The sequence below is a fragment of the Actinopolymorpha sp. B17G11 genome, from assembly GCF_040196095.1.
In the GTDB taxonomy this organism is placed as follows: Bacteria; Actinomycetota; Actinomycetes; order Propionibacteriales; family Actinopolymorphaceae; genus Thermasporomyces.
On sequence record NZ_JBEFTW010000020.1, the window covers coordinates 47,591 to 68,026 of the forward strand.

22 protein-coding genes and 1 tRNA gene are annotated in these 20,436 nt (G+C 67.6%); 16 read left to right on the plus strand and 7 right to left on the minus strand.

Annotation, left to right across the window (positions count from 1 at the left end):
* Nucleotides 1-30 precede the first annotated feature (30 nt).
* Together ABN028_RS20360 and ABN028_RS20365 are read right to left on the minus strand one after the other, a co-directional pair.
* Nucleotides 31-567 carry an RBBP9/YdeN family alpha/beta hydrolase gene (locus tag ABN028_RS20360; protein WP_349697739.1) on the minus strand — a complete coding sequence of 179 codons (537 nt, stop codon included), beginning with the start codon at nucleotides 565-567 and terminating at the stop codon, nucleotides 31-33.
* 35 nt (nucleotides 568-602) lie between these two features.
* Nucleotides 603-1,721, minus strand: a complete 1,119-nt coding sequence (locus ABN028_RS20365; protein ID WP_349697740.1) for an epoxide hydrolase family protein — start codon at nucleotides 1,719-1,721, stop codon at nucleotides 603-605.
* A 611-nt stretch (nucleotides 1,722-2,332) separates the two neighbouring features.
* Between ABN028_RS20365 and ABN028_RS20370 the strand changes: the two genes are divergently transcribed.
* From ABN028_RS20370 to ABN028_RS20385, 4 genes are all read left to right on the plus strand, one after another.
* Entirely contained in the window at nucleotides 2,333-2,725 is a 393-nt protein-coding gene (locus tag ABN028_RS20370; RefSeq protein ID WP_349330839.1) for a YciI family protein, read from the plus strand.
* Nucleotides 2,726-2,736: 11 nt separating this feature from the next.
* Nucleotides 2,737-3,987 (plus strand): RNA polymerase sigma factor, encoded by a 1,251-nt coding sequence (locus ABN028_RS20375; protein WP_349697741.1) that lies wholly within the window; start codon nucleotides 2,737-2,739, stop codon nucleotides 3,985-3,987.
* 583 nt (nucleotides 3,988-4,570) lie between these two features.
* Nucleotides 4,571-4,664: transfer RNA gene (locus ABN028_RS20380), tRNA-OTHER, on the plus strand.
* 466 nt (nucleotides 4,665-5,130) lie between these two features.
* The gene (locus ABN028_RS20385; RefSeq protein WP_349697742.1) at nucleotides 5,131-5,481 is read left to right on the plus strand and encodes an ArsC/Spx/MgsR family protein; all 351 of its coding nucleotides are present in this window, start codon (nucleotides 5,131-5,133) and stop codon (nucleotides 5,479-5,481) included.
* Between the two features lie 209 nt (nucleotides 5,482-5,690).
* Here the strand turns inward: ABN028_RS20385 and ABN028_RS20390 are convergent, their stop codons facing one another.
* From ABN028_RS20390 to ABN028_RS20400, 3 genes are all read right to left on the minus strand, one after another.
* A complete protein-coding gene (locus ABN028_RS20390; protein WP_349697743.1) occupies nucleotides 5,691-6,329 on the minus strand; it encodes a maleylpyruvate isomerase family mycothiol-dependent enzyme in 639 nt (212 codons plus the stop codon).
* Nucleotides 6,330-6,828: 499 nt separating this feature from the next.
* Nucleotides 6,829-7,254 carry a VOC family protein gene (locus ABN028_RS20395; protein ID WP_349697744.1) on the minus strand — a complete coding sequence of 142 codons (426 nt, stop codon included), beginning with the start codon at nucleotides 7,252-7,254 and terminating at the stop codon, nucleotides 6,829-6,831.
* A 254-nt stretch (nucleotides 7,255-7,508) separates the two neighbouring features.
* Nucleotides 7,509-7,778, minus strand: a complete 270-nt coding sequence (locus ABN028_RS20400; RefSeq protein WP_349697745.1) for a hypothetical protein — start codon at nucleotides 7,776-7,778, stop codon at nucleotides 7,509-7,511.
* A 445-nt stretch (nucleotides 7,779-8,223) separates the two neighbouring features.
* Here ABN028_RS20400 and ABN028_RS20405 point away from each other — a divergent pair, with 445 nt between their 5' ends.
* From ABN028_RS20405 to ABN028_RS20430, 7 genes are all read left to right on the plus strand, one after another.
* Nucleotides 8,224-8,391: a hypothetical protein gene (locus tag ABN028_RS20405; RefSeq protein WP_349330832.1), complete on the plus strand. Its 168-nt coding sequence runs from the start codon at nucleotides 8,224-8,226 to the stop codon at nucleotides 8,389-8,391.
* Between the two features lie 79 nt (nucleotides 8,392-8,470).
* Entirely contained in the window at nucleotides 8,471-9,085 is a 615-nt protein-coding gene (locus ABN028_RS20410; protein ID WP_349697746.1) for a hypothetical protein, read from the plus strand.
* A 93-nt stretch (nucleotides 9,086-9,178) separates the two neighbouring features.
* Nucleotides 9,179-9,418 (plus strand): thermonuclease family protein, encoded by a 240-nt coding sequence (locus tag ABN028_RS20415; protein ID WP_349697747.1) that lies wholly within the window; start codon nucleotides 9,179-9,181, stop codon nucleotides 9,416-9,418.
* Nucleotides 9,342-9,536, plus strand: coding sequence for an excalibur calcium-binding domain-containing protein (locus ABN028_RS35430; RefSeq protein WP_502879195.1), 195 nt, complete (start codon nucleotides 9,342-9,344; stop codon nucleotides 9,534-9,536). Before ABN028_RS20415 ends, ABN028_RS35430 begins: the two co-directional genes overlap by 77 nt.
* A gap of 393 nt (nucleotides 9,537-9,929) precedes the next feature.
* Nucleotides 9,930-10,310 carry a VOC family protein gene (locus ABN028_RS20420; RefSeq protein WP_349330830.1) on the plus strand — a complete coding sequence of 127 codons (381 nt, stop codon included), beginning with the start codon at nucleotides 9,930-9,932 and terminating at the stop codon, nucleotides 10,308-10,310.
* A 188-nt stretch (nucleotides 10,311-10,498) separates the two neighbouring features.
* On the plus strand, nucleotides 10,499-10,699 hold the full coding sequence (locus ABN028_RS20425; RefSeq protein WP_349697748.1) for a hypothetical protein: 201 nt from the start codon (nucleotides 10,499-10,501) through the stop codon (nucleotides 10,697-10,699).
* The gene (locus ABN028_RS20430) at nucleotides 10,657-11,094 is read left to right on the plus strand and encodes an OsmC family peroxiredoxin (protein ID WP_349330829.1); all 438 of its coding nucleotides are present in this window, start codon (nucleotides 10,657-10,659) and stop codon (nucleotides 11,092-11,094) included. The genes ABN028_RS20425 and ABN028_RS20430 overlap by 43 nt, the downstream gene beginning before the upstream one ends.
* Nucleotides 11,095-11,701: 607 nt before the next feature.
* On the opposite strand, the gene ABN028_RS20435 is transcribed toward ABN028_RS20430, so the two are convergent.
* Nucleotides 11,702-12,181: an NUDIX domain-containing protein gene (locus ABN028_RS20435; protein WP_349330828.1), complete on the minus strand. Its 480-nt coding sequence runs from the start codon at nucleotides 12,179-12,181 to the stop codon at nucleotides 11,702-11,704.
* A gap of 386 nt (nucleotides 12,182-12,567) precedes the next feature.
* On the opposite strand from ABN028_RS20435, the gene ABN028_RS20440 reads away from it, so the two are divergent.
* On the plus strand, nucleotides 12,568-13,203 hold the full coding sequence (locus ABN028_RS20440; protein WP_349697749.1) for a DUF2461 family protein: 636 nt from the start codon (nucleotides 12,568-12,570) through the stop codon (nucleotides 13,201-13,203).
* 334 nt (nucleotides 13,204-13,537) lie between these two features.
* Here the strand turns inward: ABN028_RS20440 and pip are convergent, their stop codons facing one another.
* Nucleotides 13,538-14,482: a prolyl aminopeptidase gene (gene pip / locus ABN028_RS20445; RefSeq protein ID WP_349330826.1), complete on the minus strand. Its 945-nt coding sequence runs from the start codon at nucleotides 14,480-14,482 to the stop codon at nucleotides 13,538-13,540.
* Between the two features lie 352 nt (nucleotides 14,483-14,834).
* On the opposite strand from pip, the gene hisD reads away from it, so the two are divergent.
* The 4 genes from hisD to ABN028_RS20465 all read left to right on the plus strand — a co-directional run bounded on the left by hisD (nucleotide 14,835) and on the right by ABN028_RS20465 (nucleotide 20,400).
* Entirely contained in the window at nucleotides 14,835-16,184 is a 1,350-nt protein-coding gene (gene hisD / locus ABN028_RS20450; protein WP_349697750.1) for a histidinol dehydrogenase, read from the plus strand.
* A 153-nt stretch (nucleotides 16,185-16,337) separates the two neighbouring features.
* Nucleotides 16,338-17,216 (plus strand): NAD(P)-dependent oxidoreductase, encoded by an 879-nt coding sequence (locus tag ABN028_RS20455; protein WP_349697751.1) that lies wholly within the window; start codon nucleotides 16,338-16,340, stop codon nucleotides 17,214-17,216.
* Between the two features lie 68 nt (nucleotides 17,217-17,284).
* Nucleotides 17,285-18,727 (plus strand): lactate racemase domain-containing protein, encoded by a 1,443-nt coding sequence (locus ABN028_RS20460; RefSeq protein WP_349697752.1) that lies wholly within the window; start codon nucleotides 17,285-17,287, stop codon nucleotides 18,725-18,727.
* A gap of 305 nt (nucleotides 18,728-19,032) precedes the next feature.
* On the plus strand, nucleotides 19,033-20,400 hold the full coding sequence (locus ABN028_RS20465) for a hypothetical protein (RefSeq protein ID WP_349697753.1): 1,368 nt from the start codon (nucleotides 19,033-19,035) through the stop codon (nucleotides 20,398-20,400).
* Nucleotides 20,401-20,436 lie beyond the last annotated feature (36 nt).

Sequence of the window (20,436 nt, forward strand, 5' to 3'; positions counted from 1 at the left end):
GGTGCCGATGTCAACGCGGTCGTCGTGGGCTCAATCGATCAGTTTGTTCAAGAGCTCGAAGGTGGGATACGGCTGGTTGTAGTCGCCGAAGTGCCCGTCGTCGCGGATGATTTGGGTGCCACCGAGTCGTTCGAACATGGCTCGTCCTTGCTGGTCGTCGCAGCCGTAGGGGTCCTTGCGGGAGTTGATGAAGTACAGGTCGCGGACGTGGGCATTGATCGCGGCCCAGTCGTAGTCGGCCTGGAGGACGGGTTCGTCGCTGGTGTTGGGCTGGGTGGAGTAGCCGGCGACGAGGATGGCCTGGGCCACCGGTGCGTCGATGTGCTCCAGGATCGCCAGGAGCAGCGCGGCGCCGCCAGAATGACCGACGAGCACGGTGTGTTCGTTGAAGGTGTGGTTGGCCAGCACCTTCGGCAGAAACCTGTCGATGGGCTCGACGTTGAGGTCGGGGTAGTGCGGGCTCTCGACGGTGTAACCGCGGCCTGTCAGCCGGTCGCGCAGCCACGGGAGCCACACGACCTCGGGGTTCGCGCCGGTGCCGTGGAAGATGATGGCCGTTCGGTTCACGGGAGGTTCCTTTCGTCAGGGGCGAGGCGGCCGCACTAGTCGGCGGTGATCGTGGCGAAGAAGTCGCGGATGTCGCCGAGCCACAGGTCTGGCGCATCGTGGGTGGCGTAGTGGCCGCCGCGGTCGTACTCGTGCCACGACACGATCTGTGAGTGCGCGCGCTCGGCCAGGTAGCGGATCGAGCCGAGATCGCCGGCGAACTGCGCCACGCCGAGTGGCACGGTGGTCGGGGCTGTTGGCAGCGGCTCGCGGGGATGCTCGGCGTAGATGCGGATCGCTGAGCCGGCGGTGCCGGTCAGCCAGTGGATCGCGACGTGGGTGAGCAAGACGTCTGGGTCAAGGCCGCCCATGGCCTGGGCGTTCCAGCCGAGCAGCCCGACCGGTGAGTCGGCCAGGGCGTGGGCGAGGGTCTGCGGTTGCTGATGATGGACGGCGCCGTACGAGGCGTGCCTGGCCTGGAAGTCCTGGAACTGCGCCAGCGTCTGCAGGTCGCGCCCGGTCAGCTTGTCCGCCCAGTCGGGCTCGTCGGCCGGTGGCGTCGGCCAGACCTGAGTGACGTGTGCCCCGACCACCGCGGCAGGCGCGACGCGGCCGAGCTCGGCGCAGATGTAGGAGCCCCAGTCGTTGCCGGCGGCGCCGTAGCGTGCGTACCCCAGCCGCTCCATCAGCACCGCCCACGCCCGCGCGATCCGGTGCGGTCCCCAACCGGTATCGGGCGTCGGCCCAGAGAAACCGAACCCCGGCAGCGACGGGATCACCAGGTCGAACGCGACCGCCGGGTCGAGCCCGTGCCGCCGCGGGTCGGTCAGCGGCCCGATCACCTCGAGGTACTCCACCAGCGTGCCCGGCCACCCATGGCTCAGCACGAGCGGCAATGCGTTCGGCTCCGGCGAGCGCACGTGCAGGAAGTGCACGTTCGTGCCGTCGGCCGTGGTGGTGTACTGGTCGTAGGCGTTGATCCGGGACTCCCAGCGGCGCCAGTCGTAGCTCTGCCGCCAATGGGTGACCAGCTCCCGGACAGTCGCCACCGACACGCCATACCCCACCTCGCCGCCGGCCGGCTCCGGCGCCCACCGCACCCGGTCGAGGCGGTCGCGCAGGTCGGCGAGATCCCTATCGGGCACGTCGATGCGGTACGGGCGGAGCTCGATCATGACCGGCGGTCCTCTCCTTCGCGGGCATCTCACGAGACATCGGAGCCAAACGCCAAATCTCGACAGACTCCCGAAGATCGTCAGTTGCATTCACCGACGATGACGAACGACTGGCGCCGGAATCGACAGCCTCCAGCAGAAAACTAAGCCCCGGGCCATGAACGCACCGAACCCCGACCCTGCTGTCCAGCCGGCCCTCCCCCTGATTTCGCGGACGAGTTTGGCCCTCCTACGGATGAGTCTTGGCCCCGGCCAGCGATCATGGAACGCCGTTCGCGGGAACGAGAACTGGCCCCACCGTCCGCCACTCCTCGGCGGAGCGTGTGGTTGCCGCTTGCCGGGCCGTCAAGGCCGTTCGTCCTTGCTTCGCTGCGGGCCTTTCACCTTGACCGCGGCTTCGCGGGCGACATGAGGCCCGCCGGATCGGGTGATATGTGTTCGTTTGCATCTATGTCGCGCAGAGCTGCCGCCGGCGCCGGATACCACGAAGGACTCCGACGTTCGCCGCCAGGGAAAATGTGACTCGCAGGTGATGTCGACATCGAAGGGGGCCGCACCGACGTTCCGGTCGAACGACGGAACGGCCGTCGTACGACCTTGAGGTGATCCCAATGAAGTACGCGATCATGATCCACTCGAATCCCCAGCCGTGGGGGCACCCGACCGGCGACTACCTTGCCGCCTACCAGGGACTGCCCGAGGAGGTACGCAAGCGGCTGGACGCCGAGTTCGAGCAGGTGATGTCCGAACTGCAGGCCAACGGCGAGCTGATCAGCGGTGAGGCGCTCGGCGATCCGGCGACCGCACGCCTGTACCGATGGCAGGACGATGCGCCGCTGGCGAGCGACGGCCCGTACTCAGAGGCCAAGGAACATCTCGCGGGCTTTTTTCTCATCGATGTTGAGAACCAGGCTCGCGCCGAGGAGGTCGCCGCGAGGTTCTCCGGCCCTGGCGAGACGGTGGAGCTGCGGCCCTTGATGTGGCCCGGCGGCGACGACCAGTAGCCATCGCCACCATGGTGCTGCATATCCTCGAGGACGTGTGGCGTCGGGAGGCGCCGCACGTCCTCGGGGCGCTCCTCCACAGGTACGGCGACCTGGGCGACTGCGAGGAGGCGGTCCAAGATGCCGCAGAGGCCGCCGCCGCCCAGTGGCCCCTCGGCGGGGTGCCCGACGATCCGAAGGCATGGCTGATCAGGGTCGCGTCGCGGCGGCTGATCGATCGCGTCCGCGCAGACTCCGCCCGGACCCGCCGCGAGGCGCTGGACACCGCACGACGGCCGGCCAACGTCGACGTCGCGCCGGGCGCCGACGAGATACCGACGTCCGACTTTGACGACACGCTCCGCCTCTTCTTCCTCTGTTGTCACCCTGCCCTGAGTAGGCCGTCACAGGTGGCGCTTAGCCTGCGTGCAGTGGCCGGCCTGGGCGTGGACCAGATCGCCGCCGCGTACCTGGTGCCGGCCCGCACGATGACCCAACGCCTCAGCCGGGCCCGCGCGACGCTACGCCAGGCGGGGGCACGGTTCGCGATGCCGTCGGTGGAGGAGCTACCGGCCCGCGTCGCCGCCGTTCTCGACGTATGCCACCTGGTGTTCACCGAGGGCTATACGCGGACCTCCGGCGAGTCCCTGGTCGACGTCACCCTCGCCGAGGAGGCGATCCGGCTCACCCGCCAAGTCCACGCCGCGCTGCCGGACCATGACGAGGTGACCGGCGCCCTGGCACTCATGCTTCTCACACACGCGCGGTCGCCCGCCCGGGTCGACGCCACCGGCGACCTCGTGCCGCTCGCCGAGCAGGACCGCTCACAGTGGCGACACGACCTGATCGCCGAGGGTGTCACGCTGGTCGAGCAGGCCCTGCCACGGGGTCACGTAGGCCGGTACCAGCTTCAGGCCGCGATCGCCGCGGTCCACGCCGAGGCCCCCACCTACGGGGCCACCGACTGGCGGCAGATCAGCGTCCTCTACGACATGTTGAGCCGGGCCGCCCCCGCCCCGGCCGTCACGCTCAACCACGCCGTCGCCGTCGCCATGGCCCACGAACCGGCGGTCGGCCTAGCTCTGCTCGACCCACTGCTGGCCGATCCCACCATACGGCGGCATCACCGGCTATATGCCGTACGCGCCCACCTGCTGGAGCTCGACGGCGACCCGACCGCCGCGGCCGAAAACTATCGGCGGGCCGCGCGACTGACCGCGAGCCTGCCCGAACAGCGCTACCTCAACCGGCGGCTCGCTCAGCTCGCAGCCGCGTGCGGTTAGTGCCGCGTCAAAGCCGTTCCAGCCCGCGCCGAGATGGTGGTTGTGGCGACCGGGGCTCACCCGTCACCCGGTCAACATGATTCGCAGGCTGGGCGCGAGCGAGGAAGGCGAACTGTGTCCGGTGTGGGCCAAGACTCGCTGGAACTGTTTCCGCCGAATCCGGGGTGGGGCCAAAACTCATCCGCAGGTGGGGCCAGAAATGGCTCCCAGGACCACTCCCCCGGTGGCCGAGCCGCTGTTCGGCCAGATCCTCAACCCGCGGTTCGCGGGACGCGAGCGCCGACACCTCAGCCGACGAACAGCCAGATCACCACTCAGCTGGGGCCAAGATTCGTGAAGAACAACAACCCAACCGGGGCCAGTTCAGGTGACCACACACACGCATGCCTCGCAGCAGCCGGCGGACAGAGCGGCCTGACTGATCACATACGCGTCGCGAACCGCGAGCAGCCCGACGACTGCTAGCGCATCGACAACATCATGAAGACCCAGGTGGAACGGAAGCTTGGCTTGTCGAGGCGGGGAGTCAGCCCGGAGCGGACAGATCGCGGGGAATCCGCTCGGCTCGCCACCCGCGGCGACAGGAGAGCGCAGGTCAGGCCCACAGTCCCTACCGATCTTGAAACCGCTAGGCGGGGTAACCCCCCGCCACGTGGGTTCGAATCCCACGCCCTCCGTCAGACTGAGAACGGCCGCTGACGTGCATCGATGCGTGATGGCGAATGTTGATCTTGTCCGGCCGTCAACGCCTCTCAGCGGCTGTCTGCGGCAAATACGCGGCGACGTTTCTGGCAGCAGGCCAGGTCCCTTCCGCCCGGCGGCCGGCGTTCCGCCGCGGGACCTCCGCGGCGCCTCGTCCGAGACGACCTGTTAGGCGAGGTGCTTCACCCGCGGTGACTCGGTGACCTTCTGTGTGACGAGAGTTGTCGGCCCGGTCAAGTCCCGGCGCGCGCCGCCCGCCGAGGTCGAACAGCCGTACTACCGCCCTGCGCAGAGCTGATCAGTGGCGATCACGCCATCCGGATCATTGACTGGTCTGCTGCACGTGGTCGTACGGCGTCGCGCTGGCGGTTCACGTCGTGTTGCTGTTACTGATGCTCTAACAGCCGACCGAGACCACTGCTGACCCGGAGGACCGCACCTGTGGAGATCTGGATCAACCCGGCCTGTTCCAAGTGCCGCACCGCCACCAAGGCCCTCAACGAGGCTGGGGTCGCCTACAAGGTCCGACGCTACCTCGACGACCCGCCCACCGCGGCCGAGCTGACCGATGTCCTGTCACGCCTGAACCTCGAACCCTGGGGCCTCGTACGCCACAACGAACCCGACGCCAAACCCCTCCGTGACCTCCCCCGCGAGGCCGCACATCGCGAGACCTGGATCGAAGCGATGGTTGCCCACCCGATCCTCATCCAACGCCCTATCGTCACCGCTGACGACTCCACTACAGCCGTCGCCCGAGACCCCGAAACCCTCTCCAAGTTCCTCCCCTGACCATCTGCCCGTGCTAAAGCTTGTCCAACGCTGCTTGGAGGAACGCGTCGCGGGCCGTAACACGAACGGCGTTTCCGGCGGTTGGTGCTAGTAGGGGAACGCTCGCCCGGCATACGGAAAGGGATCGCTCATCGGGGCCACTCCCGTCAGAGCCGCCGCGACGCGGCCTCGTCCACTCGTTCGAGGTGGCAAGATCTGACACCTGCTGGTCACCGGCGCAGCCTTGCTGCCAGGGCGTCGAGACCGGGGCCTTCGAGGTCCGCCAGGGCTTCCGGCCGACCCGCGAGGGCGACGAGCAGGGCCTCACCCGGGCCGCGCACCTCGGGGCCGGTCCCGTGAGTCCAGTTGACGTCGGTCGCGATCACCCGGAGCCCGCGGACGTTCGCAGGTGCCGGCAGCGCACGCGCGCGGGGTGCGAACTCCAAAGCGGCGACCAGTCGCTCTTGAGGCACCGTCCGTGGATGGCCGAGTGCTCGGCGGATGTCCTGGTGATGGATCACCCCGTCGGTAAGGGCGATGGCGCAGCCGAACATCGCGGTGATGCCCCGAGGGACGGCATGCGCACGCAGCCTAGCCACCAGTTCCTCCGTGCCGAGCCGGCGGCTCTGGTTGACGCCGACTTGGTTGCAGCGGCCCAGCGAGAACCCCGAGCGGGCGAACAGGGCCAGCACCGCGGGCCAACCGAGCGCGTCATAGCTCGGAATGTGGCCCACCACGTCGCGCACGGACCACCCTGGGCACAGCGACGGCTGCTCCCACTCTTCCTCCGTGAGGGTGTCAAGAAAGTCGGCAAGGTCGCGCCGCTCCTCCGTCGCCAGTTCGCTGAGGTCTACCACGATGTCACGCACTCTGGACCAGCTTGCGGCCCCGCAACGGCCGCCTTGCCAGTCTGTGGTGCCGTCCCCGCGGCGGCCTTGGGGTCCGGCGACACCGTGATCAGGATCTTCTCGTAGTTGGTCCTGCGCATGGCAGCATCATGACAGCGGGCTGCGACACCCGCGATCAGGCATCGCAGGACGCTGCCCGTTTGGCGAACCTCCCGCGTACGGATGGGGATCGGTAATCGGACAGGTCGTGTCATTCAGGTCGACAAGGCTCCGGTGACGTGATCCGACCAGAGCAAGGGTGCCTGATGCCGTTGTGTCCCGTAGCCGCGGAGTGCCCGATGCCATGCAGCCCATGTCGGCGATGCGGGTGTCCAGATCGCCCGGGGAAAGTCCGGCGTGGCGACCGGTGGGTGCCGAGGGGGCGGACGGTCTCTGCCGGTGCTCGCCAGTCGCCGCACATCGCTCGCCGACAGCGCCGCATACCGACGCCGCTTGTCGCCGGCCATCTGGACCATCACGTTCAGGTGTGAACCGGCTGGTAGGCCTCGTACCGCTGTAGCCACTGTGTTCGGATCTGCGGCGGATGAGCGTGTTGTACGCAGAACTCGTTGCCTTCCGGATCGGCCATCACTACCCAGGTCTGGTTGTTGCCTTGGCCAACATCGACGCAGGTAGCTCCCAGCCCTTCAAGGCGGGCAATTTCTGCGGACTGATCCTCCGGTCGCAGGTCGAGATGCAGGCGATTTTTCCCCGTCTTGGGCTCAGGCACCTTGATGAACAAGAGGTCGGCCACCACGCAGTCTTCGCGACTACCTTCGGGTGGCTCGACGACCCACTCAGGATCTTCGGCTTGGCTGATCACCCAACCCAGTGCCTCTGCCCAGAACCTGGCCAGTCGCCCGGGATCTTGAGAATCGACGACCAAGGCACCGATGCGCAGTCCCATGGCATCACCGTAGGGCACTCGACCACGGGTGCAGGCTCGAGACGCCCAGGACGTTCACGTGTCCCTCGCCGTCGATCGGCAGTCGGAACGTTGGCACCCCTGGTACATGACGCCGCATGTCCGCCAGGGAACCCTTGCCGGGCGTACGGAAGCGGATCCGTCACCGGACAAGATCAGAATCGATCCGCCACCCTGGTGGTCGACGCCGCGGTCGACCATGGCGTGATGCCGCTGCACCGGGTTGTGGCGGGTTGTTATGGGCCCCAGTCGAGTTGATGTTCGGGTGTTCCGGTGGAACGGCCCCAGGCGACTGCTTCTGCTCGGCCCGCTTCGTCTCCGATGCGATAGCGAAAGGGCCGTCCGGAGAAGACGACCACGTGCTCGGTGTCATCGATGGTGAAGTCGGCCCACCAGCCGAGGGCTGGTTTGAGGGCATCGGCGAGGGACTGAGCAAGATCGTCGGCTAGGGAGTTCGGGCCTTCGATGTCGACGAACGTCCAGATGGTGGGTTGGTCGGCGACCACGCCGTGTTGGCCGGCGCGGTCGGAGCGTTCGTCGGGTCGATGTGGAGACGTCGAGATCGACCAGTCGAATGGGCAGATCGCGACAGGGAGAGATTCGTGCAGCTCGCGGAGCGCCGCGCCCGCAACACGTACAGCGCGTTGGGGTCCGCGGTCGATCTACGCCGCATGTCACAGTGCTACGAATCCGTCTGCCAAGCCGTCTGCCAAGCCATAGCGTTGGCGGCATGAGTGATCTGGGCCCGGAGTTCGCCACGCAGATGTGTGAGCGTCCGCAGGATCACCTGGCCGCGATGGCTGCCCGGGGCAGCTGCCCGTTGGGCGGCTTGACCGATCGGCGCCAGGTGGTCGAGCAGATTGCCGACCAGGTGGTGGTCGACTGGAGGACCCGCAGCGTGATGGTGCCCACCGCCGATCGGCGGAACATGTGGCCCGTATTGCGGCGCTGGTGCTGGTACGGATCGGCAACACCGAGTGGCTTCGCCGGCAGACCGAGGAGGCCGCGCTGAGCCGCTGGTTGGCGGGCTCCCGCTTCCCGAAGGGCACCACGTCGATCACCGTGCAGGTGGTCGGAGGTGAGTTCGAGATCGTCTCCAAGCAGGACCGCAAGCGTTGAGGTTGCGTCCGGTCCACCACGAACGGGCGTGGCGGGTCGGGCGGAGCGGCACCGCTCCACAACACGGGGGTGGTAGGTCATGTCCTTTACCGACAAGATGGGCGCGTTCGCGATCGCCTGCGTGGTGGCCCTAGTCGCCATTGGAGGCATAGCGGCCCTGGTGGTGACCGTGCTGCCGGTGATCACCACGACGCCGGGGGCAGCCGCTCGACCCGAGGTCCACCCGGTCGAGCCGGCCGTCGATGTCACGCCGACGGCTACACCCGCACACACGTTGGCGTGGGGTGCGGTGCACAGCTACGGCGATGGGGTCTCCATCGTCGTGAGCGCTCCGGAGGTGATGCCGGACGCGGGTAAGGGCACGCCGTGGGCGGACTACCTCGCGCTCGACCCGAGCACCGACTTCGACGCCGTGATGCCGGTGAAGGCCGCGATCACCCTGACCAACAACTCAGACGAGATCATCGACCCGACTGCGAGCCTGGACCTGATCGTCGATGGCGACGAGATCCGCCCGACCTGCGTGGACGCCGAGTGCGGCATCTTCCTCGGCGGGATGTGGCCCGGCAACACCCTGACCGCCGACTGGATGTGGTGGGTACCGCGCAAGGCCGCCGACCAGATCACCATCGAAGCCTCCGCCGGCCCTGACTACGCCGAAGTCGCCTACGCCGGAGCAGTCACCAGCAGGTAGGGGTTGCGTTTGGCGTGCCTGCCAGTAACGTCGGCCGGCGCGCGGGCGGAGCACATGGCTCCACCAACACAGGGGGACGCCAGCCAGGGAGCCGTGGACGCCTACGACCGCAAGCTCGCCTACGTGCGGATGCGCGACCGGCGGCTGTTCGCCGAGGCGACGATCGAGGACGGCTACGGCCGGGAGTACACCTACGACAGGCCGTACCGCTACCAAGCCCGGTTCGACGCGGCCGAGGAGAGGGCGCAGGCCAAGGATGCCGGGCTGTGGGGCGGCTGCTCCAACACCGACACCTGCACGGACGGCGGCAGCACCAGCAGGTGGGGACGCTGACCAGCAATACCCCACCTGCAAGGCGGTCAAGGACGCTGGGCTCGGCCCATGCAGCATGGGCGATCCCGAGTTCGGCTGGTACCGCGACGCCGATGGCGACGGAACCGTCTGCGACTGATCTCCACGAACAAGGGATCCGTCGACAGCTTGAGCGACTCGGCCAGATGCGGCTTGACAGACCCGTTCCATCTGGCAGTACCTGCCCTTCCCGAGGACCCGCCGCCGGGCGGTCAGCGGTCGGCGGCGCAGGTCCCACCGTTGTCACGGCTTTCGAGGAGGCCGGACAGTACGAGGTGGCAGGCCTGGCTTATGGCGAGTTTTGCCCATCTTCGGTGTCTCCACCCGGCCGAATTATTGCGGCGAGTAGCGCGTGGAGGCCCCGGTATGCCAGCGACCGGGGGTACTCGTGCTGCGGGGGCCGCACGCGGTGCTGCTGCTGGTCCGTCGCTCGGTGGGTCGGGCATCTCCGTCGGGAGCGATGAGTTTCCGACTTGTCTTGTGTCTATTAGGCATGACCAACAAGCCCATCGTTACCGCGATCCAGTCCAACCTGTCCACCAACAACATCGATCGATTGAAGTCGTTCTACGGCGAACTGTTCGGGGCCGAGGAGTACATGCGTGTTCCCGATGGACGCGGCGGACCGTTCTACGTCTGTGTCAGATTCGGCGCAGCCGACCTCGGCATCGTCAAGGCAAAGTCGGGAGCCGACGCCGCTCCTGGCCGGGTCATCCTGGCCGTATTCGTTGAGTCCGTCGACGACCTCCTGCCACGGGTCGAGCCGGCTGGCGGAACGGTGCTCGGCCCGGCCAAGAACATGCCGTGGGGACATCGGGTCGCGCACATCACTGATCCGGACGGCAACCCGGTCAATCTCACCCAACAACTCTGATCGTGCGGGAATCAAGTCGCCATGTCGTCCTGCCTCCGACTCGTCTCCAGCAGCCTCCCGTGATACTGCCGCGAATAGCGCCGGATGACCCGGAATGCCACGACCGGGGCCACTCGTGCTGTAAAGCCGCGGGTAGTGCTGCCGGTGGGCAGGCTCCATCCCAGCCAGCAGAGAACACGTACACCGGCATGCTCACCGAGGGCATGTGGGAGGGACTCGACGAGCCGGTCAACGCCTACCACTACTACGAGTCCGCCCGCCCCTTCGGCAAGGTCATGATCGCCGACTCGCGGGCACGAGACCACCAGCCAAGTAACAACAACAACAAACCAAAAGGAGACCCACGATGGCACCACGCAACGGCAGCGCACGATGGAACGGCGACCTGAGCAGCGGCTCCGGGGAAGTGACGGTCGGCGAAGGCGTCTGGACGGGCGCTTATTCGTTCGCTTCACGCTTCGAAGACGGCGCCGGCACAAATCCCGAGGAGCTGATAGCGGCCGCGCACGCCGGCTGCTACTCAATGGCGCTCTGTCACATGCTCACCGAGGCAGGACACACGCCGCGCTTGATCAGGACCACGGCGCGCTCCTACCTGCGCATGGTCGATGGCGCTCCGACGATCAACCAGATCGACCTCGACACCGAGGCCGACGCCCCAGGGCTCGACGAAACCCGCTTCCGCGAGCTTGCGGAGACCGCGAAGGAGGCCTGCGCCGTCTCCCGGGCACTACAGGGCGTCGAGACGATCAGCCTGACCTCCACCACGCTACTGAACGGCTGAACCACCTGAGGAGCCTGCGGCCTGCCGGCGAGGGTCGCAGCAGACTCGAGCTCACTGCCTCCGTTGCATTCAGCGCAACATTGATGCGGGGCACCGAGTTGGATCCGTACCCGACCAGAGATGGACTGGTCGGAACCGACGACTGGGACGAGTTTCTCGCGTCCAGCCTGATCCACGACACGAGGAGGACGCAGCCCGATCAGCCATGCCCAGATCGAACAGTGGCTGACTGAACGAGTTGAGCCGTTCGGGGTCATCGGATTTCAGCGGCTCGACACCCGCGGGCCATGGCACTGCAACGCGCCGACTACGCCATGAGACTGAACAGGGACGCACAAGTGCGCATGGTGGACCTGGCGACGCCGATCATGCCGCAAGGCAGCCGGGTCGTGTTCGTGACCAGCCATCAGGCGCACTACTTCCACAGCCGGTCGACGATTCCTGAGTGTGAGCCTGTCGCGGCGAGCAAACGAGCGGGTGAGGACGCTCTACGCGGGCGAGAGCAAGATGTTGCGCGGTTTGGGATCAGTCTCGTCGTCGCGAGACGCCGTGCCACGTGTCTGCTCGTGACAAGCCCGCGCCGACGGCAACGCCTACATTCCCGTCGTCAGACTGGGTAACCGTCCTCCAGATAAACGGGAATCCCAGACTCTCGAGCGCTCAACGCTGCTCGCAGCCTCCTGGCGAGATTGTCAGGCAGTGTGGCCGGGAACTCATCGGGCGCCACGAAGCGGTAGGCCTGGATCTCCGACTCCTGCAGGCGAATCGCCGCGACTTGGGCGGCCGTCAGGACGCCGCCATCGAACATGGTCATCAGCCCATCGATAGGCAGCGTCTCAGAGGGAGGCTCCCAGTCGGCTACAAGCAGCTTGCCCACCGTAATCCGCAGACCAAGCTCCTCCTTGACCTCTCGCTCCGCGCCCAGCCGGGGAGGCTCGCCAGGGTTGAGACAGCCTCCGGGGATGTTCCACGCGTCGTCCCACGAGTTTTGCACGATCAGCGGACGACCGGCCTCGTCGAGCAGGAGTGCATCAGCTGCCTCCCGTTTCCGCGCAATCACTTCCCACCACTGCGACTCCGCACCCATGCGAGGACACTAGCCTTGGCAGGCAGGAATCATCGCCTGCGCACAGGCCCACGCTTGATGGCGCCCAGCAGTATGCCGCCAGCTTGGAGGCCGCCGGGAGTCGCCGGTGCTGAGCCGGGCTGGAATTTCGTAGGGATGGTGGCCGTTGATACCGTCCGCGATCATGTCGAAACCACTCGAAGGATAGGTCGCGCTCGTGATTGGGGCGACGCGTGGAGCTGGTCGAGCCATCGGCGGCGCCGGATGGGTGAGTGCCAGTGCCGCCGCCTCGGCTCGCTCGGACGACGATGGACGCCGGTCCCGCGACGGACGCTGGTTCACCGAGCTGTCGCGGCCAGCGCGGCCATCGTTGCCGATGTCCTATCGCACCGAGCACAATGCTCGCCATGATCGGACGTTTCACTGGATGGCCGAAGGAGGCGTACGACGTCCTACTCGAGCTCGACGGGGACCCGCCGGTGGACGTACGCGAACGATGCCGCAAGGACCGCGAGCAGCTGGTGCGGCAACCGATGATCGCCTTGCTGCACGATGTCGCGGATACTGATCCGGCGTACGACGACTTCTCCGTCGCCGGCTATTACTCGCCAGCGTACGGACGCTGGCAGCACCAGTACGCAACCGTACGGATTGCCCCGTTCGTCGATCTCGGCCTGGGGTTCGATCTCGACGGTCTGAGGGTCCACGGCGGTGGACGATTGTCTCCTGCTGCCCAGATGGAGCGCTATCGGACTGCGGTTGCGGCCGAGGCGAGCGGTGCCGAGCTCGCGGACCTCCTGCGATCCCTGCGGGAGAAGGGTTTCGCGGTCGCGGGTCGCGTCATGAAGCGGATACCCCGCGGATACGCGGTCGGCCATCCGCGGGCGGACCTGCTGCGACACCGGTCGCTGATCGCCAAACGACCGCTCGGATGCGAAGACTGGCTGCACACACCAGAAGCGGTCGACCGGGTGCTCGCAGCCTTTGCCGAGCTACGCCCGTTGACCTCCTGGCTCGCGAACCATGTCGCCGGCATCCGGTGAGTCTGCCCGGCCGCGGGCGTCCAGACACCACCTGACGTCCGAAGCCACCGATTGCCCTACTCCGTAGGCGCGAACGCCAGCGTGGGCGAGGGGAGCTTGTCCGGGACAACCTCTCGTTAGCGTTGAGCAGCAGGTGGTCGGCCTCCACGACGATCGACGCTCCCGACACCGGGATTCCGATTGGCCTAGCTACCCGCCGATCCTGACCGCAGCCGACCGAACGGCTTTACGTATGCGCGCCACCCCGGGCCCGGTGTATGTATGTGGATCCCTCGGACGTACACCTCAGGTGACAGGGATCCGACCTTCAGGTCCCGATGCTGCGCACGGGCAGCTATGAGAACGACGCTTGGGATCTGGCGAAGCGGTCGGTCGCAGCGATGACGGCTTCTGTCGTTCCGGTGCCGTGCGTGCCGTGCTCGACGATCACCAGTTCGGAGCCTGGCCACGCGTGGTGCAGCACCCACGGAGCACCGGCGAGTGCGCCGAGGTCGAGTCGCCCGTGCACGATGACGCCGGGGATGTCCTTGAGCACGTGTCCTTTGCGGGCCAGCTGGTCGTCTGCCAACCAGCAGCGGTTGCTGAAGTAGTGCGTGACGAGGCGGGCGAAGGCGAGCTGGAACCGGGGCTCCCACGGCTCGCGCTCGATGTCGCGGCCGGGCGGGACGGTGGCGATGGCGTCCTCCCAGGCGCACCAGTCGTCTGCTGCCTTGCGGTGCACGGCGGGGTCGGGGTCCATGAGCAGGCGGTGGTAGGCGGCCGAGATGTCCTCGCCGGGATCGGGGACGCCGGCGAGGAAGCGCTCGTACGCCTCGGGGGCCAGGGCGCCGAAGCCGCGGATCAGCCACTCGATCTCGCAGTGCCTGCCGGTGGCCACGGCGGTCACGATCATCTCCGAGACCCGCTCCGGGTGGCGCAGCGCGTAGGTGATCGAGAGCACCGAGCCCCAGGAGACGCCGAACAACAGCCACTTGTCGATGCCCAGGTGCTCGCGCAGCTGCTCCATGTCACCGATCAGGTGGTCGGTGGTGTTGGTGGACAGGTCGATCACGGGCTCGCTGGCGTGCGGAGTGCTCCGGCCGCAGTTGCGTTGGTCGAACAAGACCACGCGGTAGACGGCGGGATCGAACTGGATCGGGCTCCCGCACCCCGAGCCGGGGCCGCCGTGCACGACGAGCGCGGGCTTGCCGTCCGGCTTGCCACACGTTTCCCAGTACACGCGGTGGCCGTCGCCGACGTCGAGCATGCCGTGGTCGTAGGGCTCGAGCTTGGGGTACATCCGTCCTCCCGTCAGAAATGACAGCACTAACATAAGTGCTGTAGCCCCGTGATTCTCGCCGTGACGTCCCACCCGACGTCCTTGGCGCCCACGCAAACCAGTTCAGGAGAATCACGCGGAACCCGCTCCGATCAGCACCGGCGGACACGGCCTTGCCCTCGCGCACGGCGGGTCATTTGGTCGTAAGCGTCGTCCAGGCGGCGGCTAGGACGTCTGCGGCGGGACGCGTGGCGGGAAGGTCTGGTGGCTACCCTCTGGTGGTAACTGCGGCCGCCGCGAAAGCGCCCCCACCGGAGTGCGTGCGCGCGGCAGAGATGGGACCCCGTACGAACGAGTGATGAGAAGCGGACGGATGGCTGGGACTGTGAACGTGGCGGAGCTGCGGCTGGTCGACTTGAGTACGGCGACCGCCGTGGAGCGCCATCGGATCCTGTCCCGGGGCGGTGACCACGACGGTGTGAGTGAGACGCTTCAGTCTTCGATCGCTGTCATCGTGGAGGATGTCCGCAGGCGCGGGGACGACGCGCTGATCGACGCGCTGGACCGGTTCGACAAGGTGACCCTGTCCGCCGACCGGTTGCGAGTCAGCGAGGAGGAGTTCGCGAACGCCCGCGCTGCGGTGAGCGAGCCGCTGGTCGAGGCTATCCATACATCGATCGCACAGGTGCGGGCGTTCAACGAGCTGATCGTGCAGCGTGCCTCGTGGACAGCTGAGCCTCGGCCGGGACTGGTGGTTGGCGAGCGGGCCACGGCGATCCCCTCGGTCGGGCTGTTCGTGCCCTCCGGCAAGGGCTCCTTCCCGTCCGTGCTGATCCAGATCGCCACCCCGGCCGTGGTCGCCGGAGTGGAACGGATCGTGGTGATGGTCCCGCCCGTGCCCGGCGGCGCCGGCCAGGTCGACCCGGCGACCCTGGTCGCCGCACAAGAGCTCGGGCTGACAGAGGTGTACCGCAGCAACGGCCCGGCCGGGATCGCCGCGCTCGCGTGCGGCACGGAGACGGTCCCCAAGGTGCGGAAGATCGTTGGCCCTGGCTCGCCCGCAGTGGCGTACGCGCAGCTGGAGGTGCAGCGGCTCGGCTGCGTGGTGGAGGTCGGCTTCGGCCCCACCGACGCTCTGATCGTCGCGGATGACAGCGCCGACCTGCGGTGGCTGGCCGCCGACCTGATCAACGAGGCCGAGCACGGGCCCGACTCCTCAGCCGTCCTGGTCTCCACCTCCCGCGAAGTGCTGGAGGCCGTCCGCGCGCACGTCGCACAGCAGCTTGCGGAGCTGCCCGAGCCGCGCCGTACGTACGCGGCGACGTCGATCGCGGACAACGGTGGCCTGGTACTGGCCGACAGCCGGGAACAGGCGATGGAGATCGCAGCCGCCTACGCCCCGGAGCACCTGCAACTTGCCGTCGCCGACCCCAACCACTGGCTGCCCCTGACCCGCCACGCGGGCACGGTGCTGCTCGGACAGTGGACCACCTTCGCGGCCTCCAACTTCGCGATCGGCACCCCGGCGACGCTGCCCACCAGCGGGTTCGCGCAGGTCTCCAGCGGGGTGACCGCCAGCACCTACCTGGTGCGGGCAGCGGTCGCGCAGCTGGACGAGGCCGAGTTCCGGCGGCTGGCCCCGGTGGTGACCGAGCTGGCCGGGCACGAGGGGTTCCCCGCGCACGCCGCGACCGTCACCGTCCGACAGAGCGACGGCGCGTAGCGGCCCGTCTCCGGCTGCTGCCGGAGCGCAGTGTGTTCGGCGTTGGTCGAAGGCTCTTGAGACAGCACTCGACCACGTCGACGACTATGGTCGCCCGATGGAGAGGCCACCGCACCGCGTCACAGACCAGGGGTGTGGGAACGGAGTGGGAAAGTGAACGAGATCTGTGTGCTCGGACTCGGCACCATGGGCGGACGGGTGGCCGCGAAGCTCGTGGAGAACGGTCATCTGGTGCGTGGTTTCGACCCGTCGACGACTGCGCTTCGCGCTGCGGCGGCGGCCGGCGTCAAGACCTGCGACGACCCCGCTGATGCGGTCGCGCGGGCCCGCGCGGTAGTGCTGTCACTGCCCCGGCCGGAGCATGTGCTGAGCAGCGTGGACGGACCGCTCGCCGGTGCGGCGACCGGCACCGTGGTCGCCGACCTGTCCACCATCGATCCAGATACGGCACGGCAGGCGGCGCAGCGACTCGCCGTTTGCGGTGTGGAGTACGTCGATGCACCGGTACTCGGCCGACCCGACAGGTGCGGTGTATGGACGCTTCCGGCCGGAGGTAGCGAGGACGGCGTGGCGGCGGTCCGCGACCTGCTCGAAGGGACCGTGGCGCGTCAGGTACGCCGGGTCGGCGACGTCGGCGCCGGGTCGATCCTCAAGGTGCTGAACAACCTCATGTTCGGTGCCATCAACGCGGTCACCGCCGAGGCACTGAATGCTTGCCGGCTGGCGGGCCTGGACCCTGCGGCGTTCGTCGAGACGGTCGCCGACTCCGGCGCCGGCACAGTGTCCAACCTGTTCAAGGAGCTTGGTCCGCGGATGAGTGTCGCCGACTACGAGCCGACGTTCGCCCTGGCGCTGTTGCAGAAGGACAACAGACTCGCCATGGAGATGGCGCGTCAGGTCGGCGCACCGGCGTTCATCGCCACCGTGGTGGACCAGGTCAATTCGCTCGCGGTGCATCTCGGACACGGTGGCCAGGACTCGGGCGCCGTGCTGGAGCTCTATCGCGCGCTGTCGGCTGACGCCGGGCAGTGACGAGGCGGGCGCGTCCGCACTCCACGAAACCCACCGAGGAATCGGTTGCACGAGAGGAGACACCACCTATGCGGCGTGTCCAGCTCGAGTACGGCACCGGCCATGTCGAGGTCGATCTCCCGGACAGTGCCGTCGTGATTCGCACCGGCGAGCCGCATCGGGAGCCGCGGCCACTGGACGACCCGGTCGAGGCCACGCGATCCGCGCTCGAGAATCCGCTCGGGTCTGACCGGGTCCGCGACCTCGTCCGCCCGGGGTCGCGGGTGGCGATCGCGTTCCCGGACCGCGTCAAGGGGGGCACGCACGCCACCGCGCACCGCAGGGTCGCCGTACCACTCCTGCTCGACGAGTTGGAACGCGGAGGCGTGCGGCTGAGCGACGTTCGGCTGGTGAACGCGATCGGCCTGCACCGGAAGAACACCATGGACGAAATGGCCGAGCTGCTCGGTGAGCACGTCGTTCGACGGATCGGCCCCGAACGGACTGTCAACCACGACGCCGAGGATGCCGAGGGCATGGTCACCCTGGAGCGGTCCGACCACGGCGACGCCGTCGAGGTGAACCGATGCGTCGTGGACTCGGACCTCACGATCCTGGTCGGCCATGCGTCAGGCAACCCGTACGGCGGTTTCAGTGGCGGCTCGAAGATGCCGTCCACCGGCCTCACCGGCTGGCGGTCCATCCGATGCCACCACACGCCGGCGTCGATGACGCGAGGGGACTTCGCTCCGCCGACGACGGGGAGCTACTTCCGGTCTCAGCTCACTGCCATCCGGCAACGAATGGAGTCGGCGATGCCGCAGCCGTTCTTCACGGTCGACGCCGTGTTGGACAGCCAGTCACGCCAGCTCCGGGTGAGGGCCGGCGCCATAGGTGCCGTCGAGGAGGCGTCGTGGGGCATGGCGACCGAGCGTACCGAGGTGCGCCTCCCAGGGCCGCCAGCAGACGTCCTGGTCATCGGGATGCCGCGCGACTTCCACTACGGCGCCGGGATGGGTACCAACCCGATCCTGATGATGCAGGCGATCGGTGCCTCGGTGATCCGCGCCCGCGCCGCGCTACGACCTGACCCTGTCGTCATCGCGACCTCGATCTGCGACGGCTGGTTCAACAGCCGCGAGTTCCCGCCCTATGCCGCCGCCTACGACCTGCTGCAGTCGTGCCGGCACCCGCACGAGATGACGGCCCACGAGGACAACTTCTGCAACCAGCCGCAGTGGATCTCCGCCTACCGCAACCAGCACGGCTACCACCCGTTCCACGCCTTCTCCATGATCTACATGGGCAGCGTTGCCCGCGACCTGGCGCAGGCTGTCTACATCGCCGGCGCTCAGAGCCCGGAGCACGCGAGGGGGATGGGCGCAACGCCGATCGACTCTGTCGGCGACGCGCTCGCCGACGCGACAGCGCTGGTCGGACGAGATCCACGCCTCATCGTCATACCCGAACTCTCGAAGCCGGCCTACCACCTTGTCACACATGAGGGCACCCGCTCAGCCAGGAATGTCTAGTGCCAGTTGCCGACGGTGTAGCAGGTGGCTGGTGCCGAACGCCGTCGCATCCCGCAACTCCCGAATCGCTATCGCCAGCCCCATCAGCTCACGAACCCGACGCCCCTGCTCCCGAATGGAACCGGGTCCGGAAAGTCCTGTGTTCCGACACCCTGCGCGACCGCGATCCTCACCACCGCCATGGCAAGAGATCATCGCAGGCTCGCACCAAGCATCAGGGAAGTTTGTCAATCCACCTTCCAAGGTGTCGCCGCCGACATACGATCTCGGCGCGCGGGTGCTGGACCCGTGAAGAGGGGGGTCCGATGAACATGTTCGTCCGCGCCATCGCGGGCTTGGCGGTAGCGGGGTCGGTGAGCGTCGCGACCGCCGTACCGTCCTTTGCCGGTCCGACCTACACGGTGACCACGTTCCAGGCAGGCGTCACCTGCACCGGCGCGACGACGAAGGGCGATCCGGTCTTCGCTACGGCGGGCTCGTCCACCGACTTCGGGGACTTCGCCTTCGTGCGGGTCGGTACCGACGACGATCCGCTGGTGGAGGCGTTCGGGACCGGTTCCTGGAACGACGGAAACCTGCGGTTCGTGCTCGACGTCTACAGCCCGGAAGGCGAGTTCGTGGGTACGGGCGACTTCGCGGCCACGACCTCGATCACGGCGCAGACCGAGACCACGGACAACACCCGAAACGGCAACCAGCACGTACGGTCGGAGTCGGTGGCCTCGACGCTCGCCGCTGACGCCACGCTGACGCTCCAGGGCTATGACCTTGGATCGCTGGACTGCACCGGGTCGTCGGTCGAGTCGACCTACCTGCGCAACGCACCCGAGTCCAGGGTCCGCTTCGAGCGCATGCTCTTCGACTCGGCCCGCTGTGAAGGCGATGCCGTGGTGGGTGTGTTCGGCCCGGCAGAGGGCGAGTACTTCCTGTCCATGGAGGTCGAGCACGACGGGCGTCAGTACAACCTCTTCGGGCCAGTCGACCCATCAGCCGACAGTTTCACCGCGGTGCTTCCGCTTCGAGACTCCGAGAACGGCGAGTTCGTGGCCGAGCTCCCGGTCTCTGTCACCATGGCCGCAACCGGCGAGACGACAGTCAGTGAGTTGCGGACGTCCATTGCCCGAGTGGTGCAGAAGTACACGCCGTACGACGTCAGCGCGACCGTCGACCTGCCCTGGGGCGCGGCGAGCGCCACCTGCGAGCACCTGGAGATCGTCACCCGTTCCGTGGTGACATCGCCGGAGGGCCCGAAGCCGGCCGGTCCGCTGCCCGTCAACGACCGGCCGGAGGCGGCTACGCCCCTCGTTCTCGACGAGACTGTCCGCGACACGAACCGTGCCGCGGCGCTCGAGGCCGAAGCGGACGTCCCGTGCGCGTGGGCGCCTGTCGAGCGCACCCTGTGGTACTCCGTCGAGGGGAACGGCGAAACCCTCGACATCGACACCGCCGGAAGTGACTTCGACACGGTCGTGGCTGTCTACGCTCTCACCGACGGCGTGATGGAGCCGGTGGTATGTGGCGACGATGACGCGCCGGGCTTCCCATTGCCCGCCTCGACATTGCAGGCGCAGGTGGACCTGCCGACCGTCGCCGGCACGACGTACTACATCCAGGCGGGTGGACTGTTCGGCGACTACGGACGGCTGGTCCTCTCCGCAGCCCCGCAGTCGTAGGGGGTTGTCAGCGGAGTGGGCGAGTCGCCGGACTCA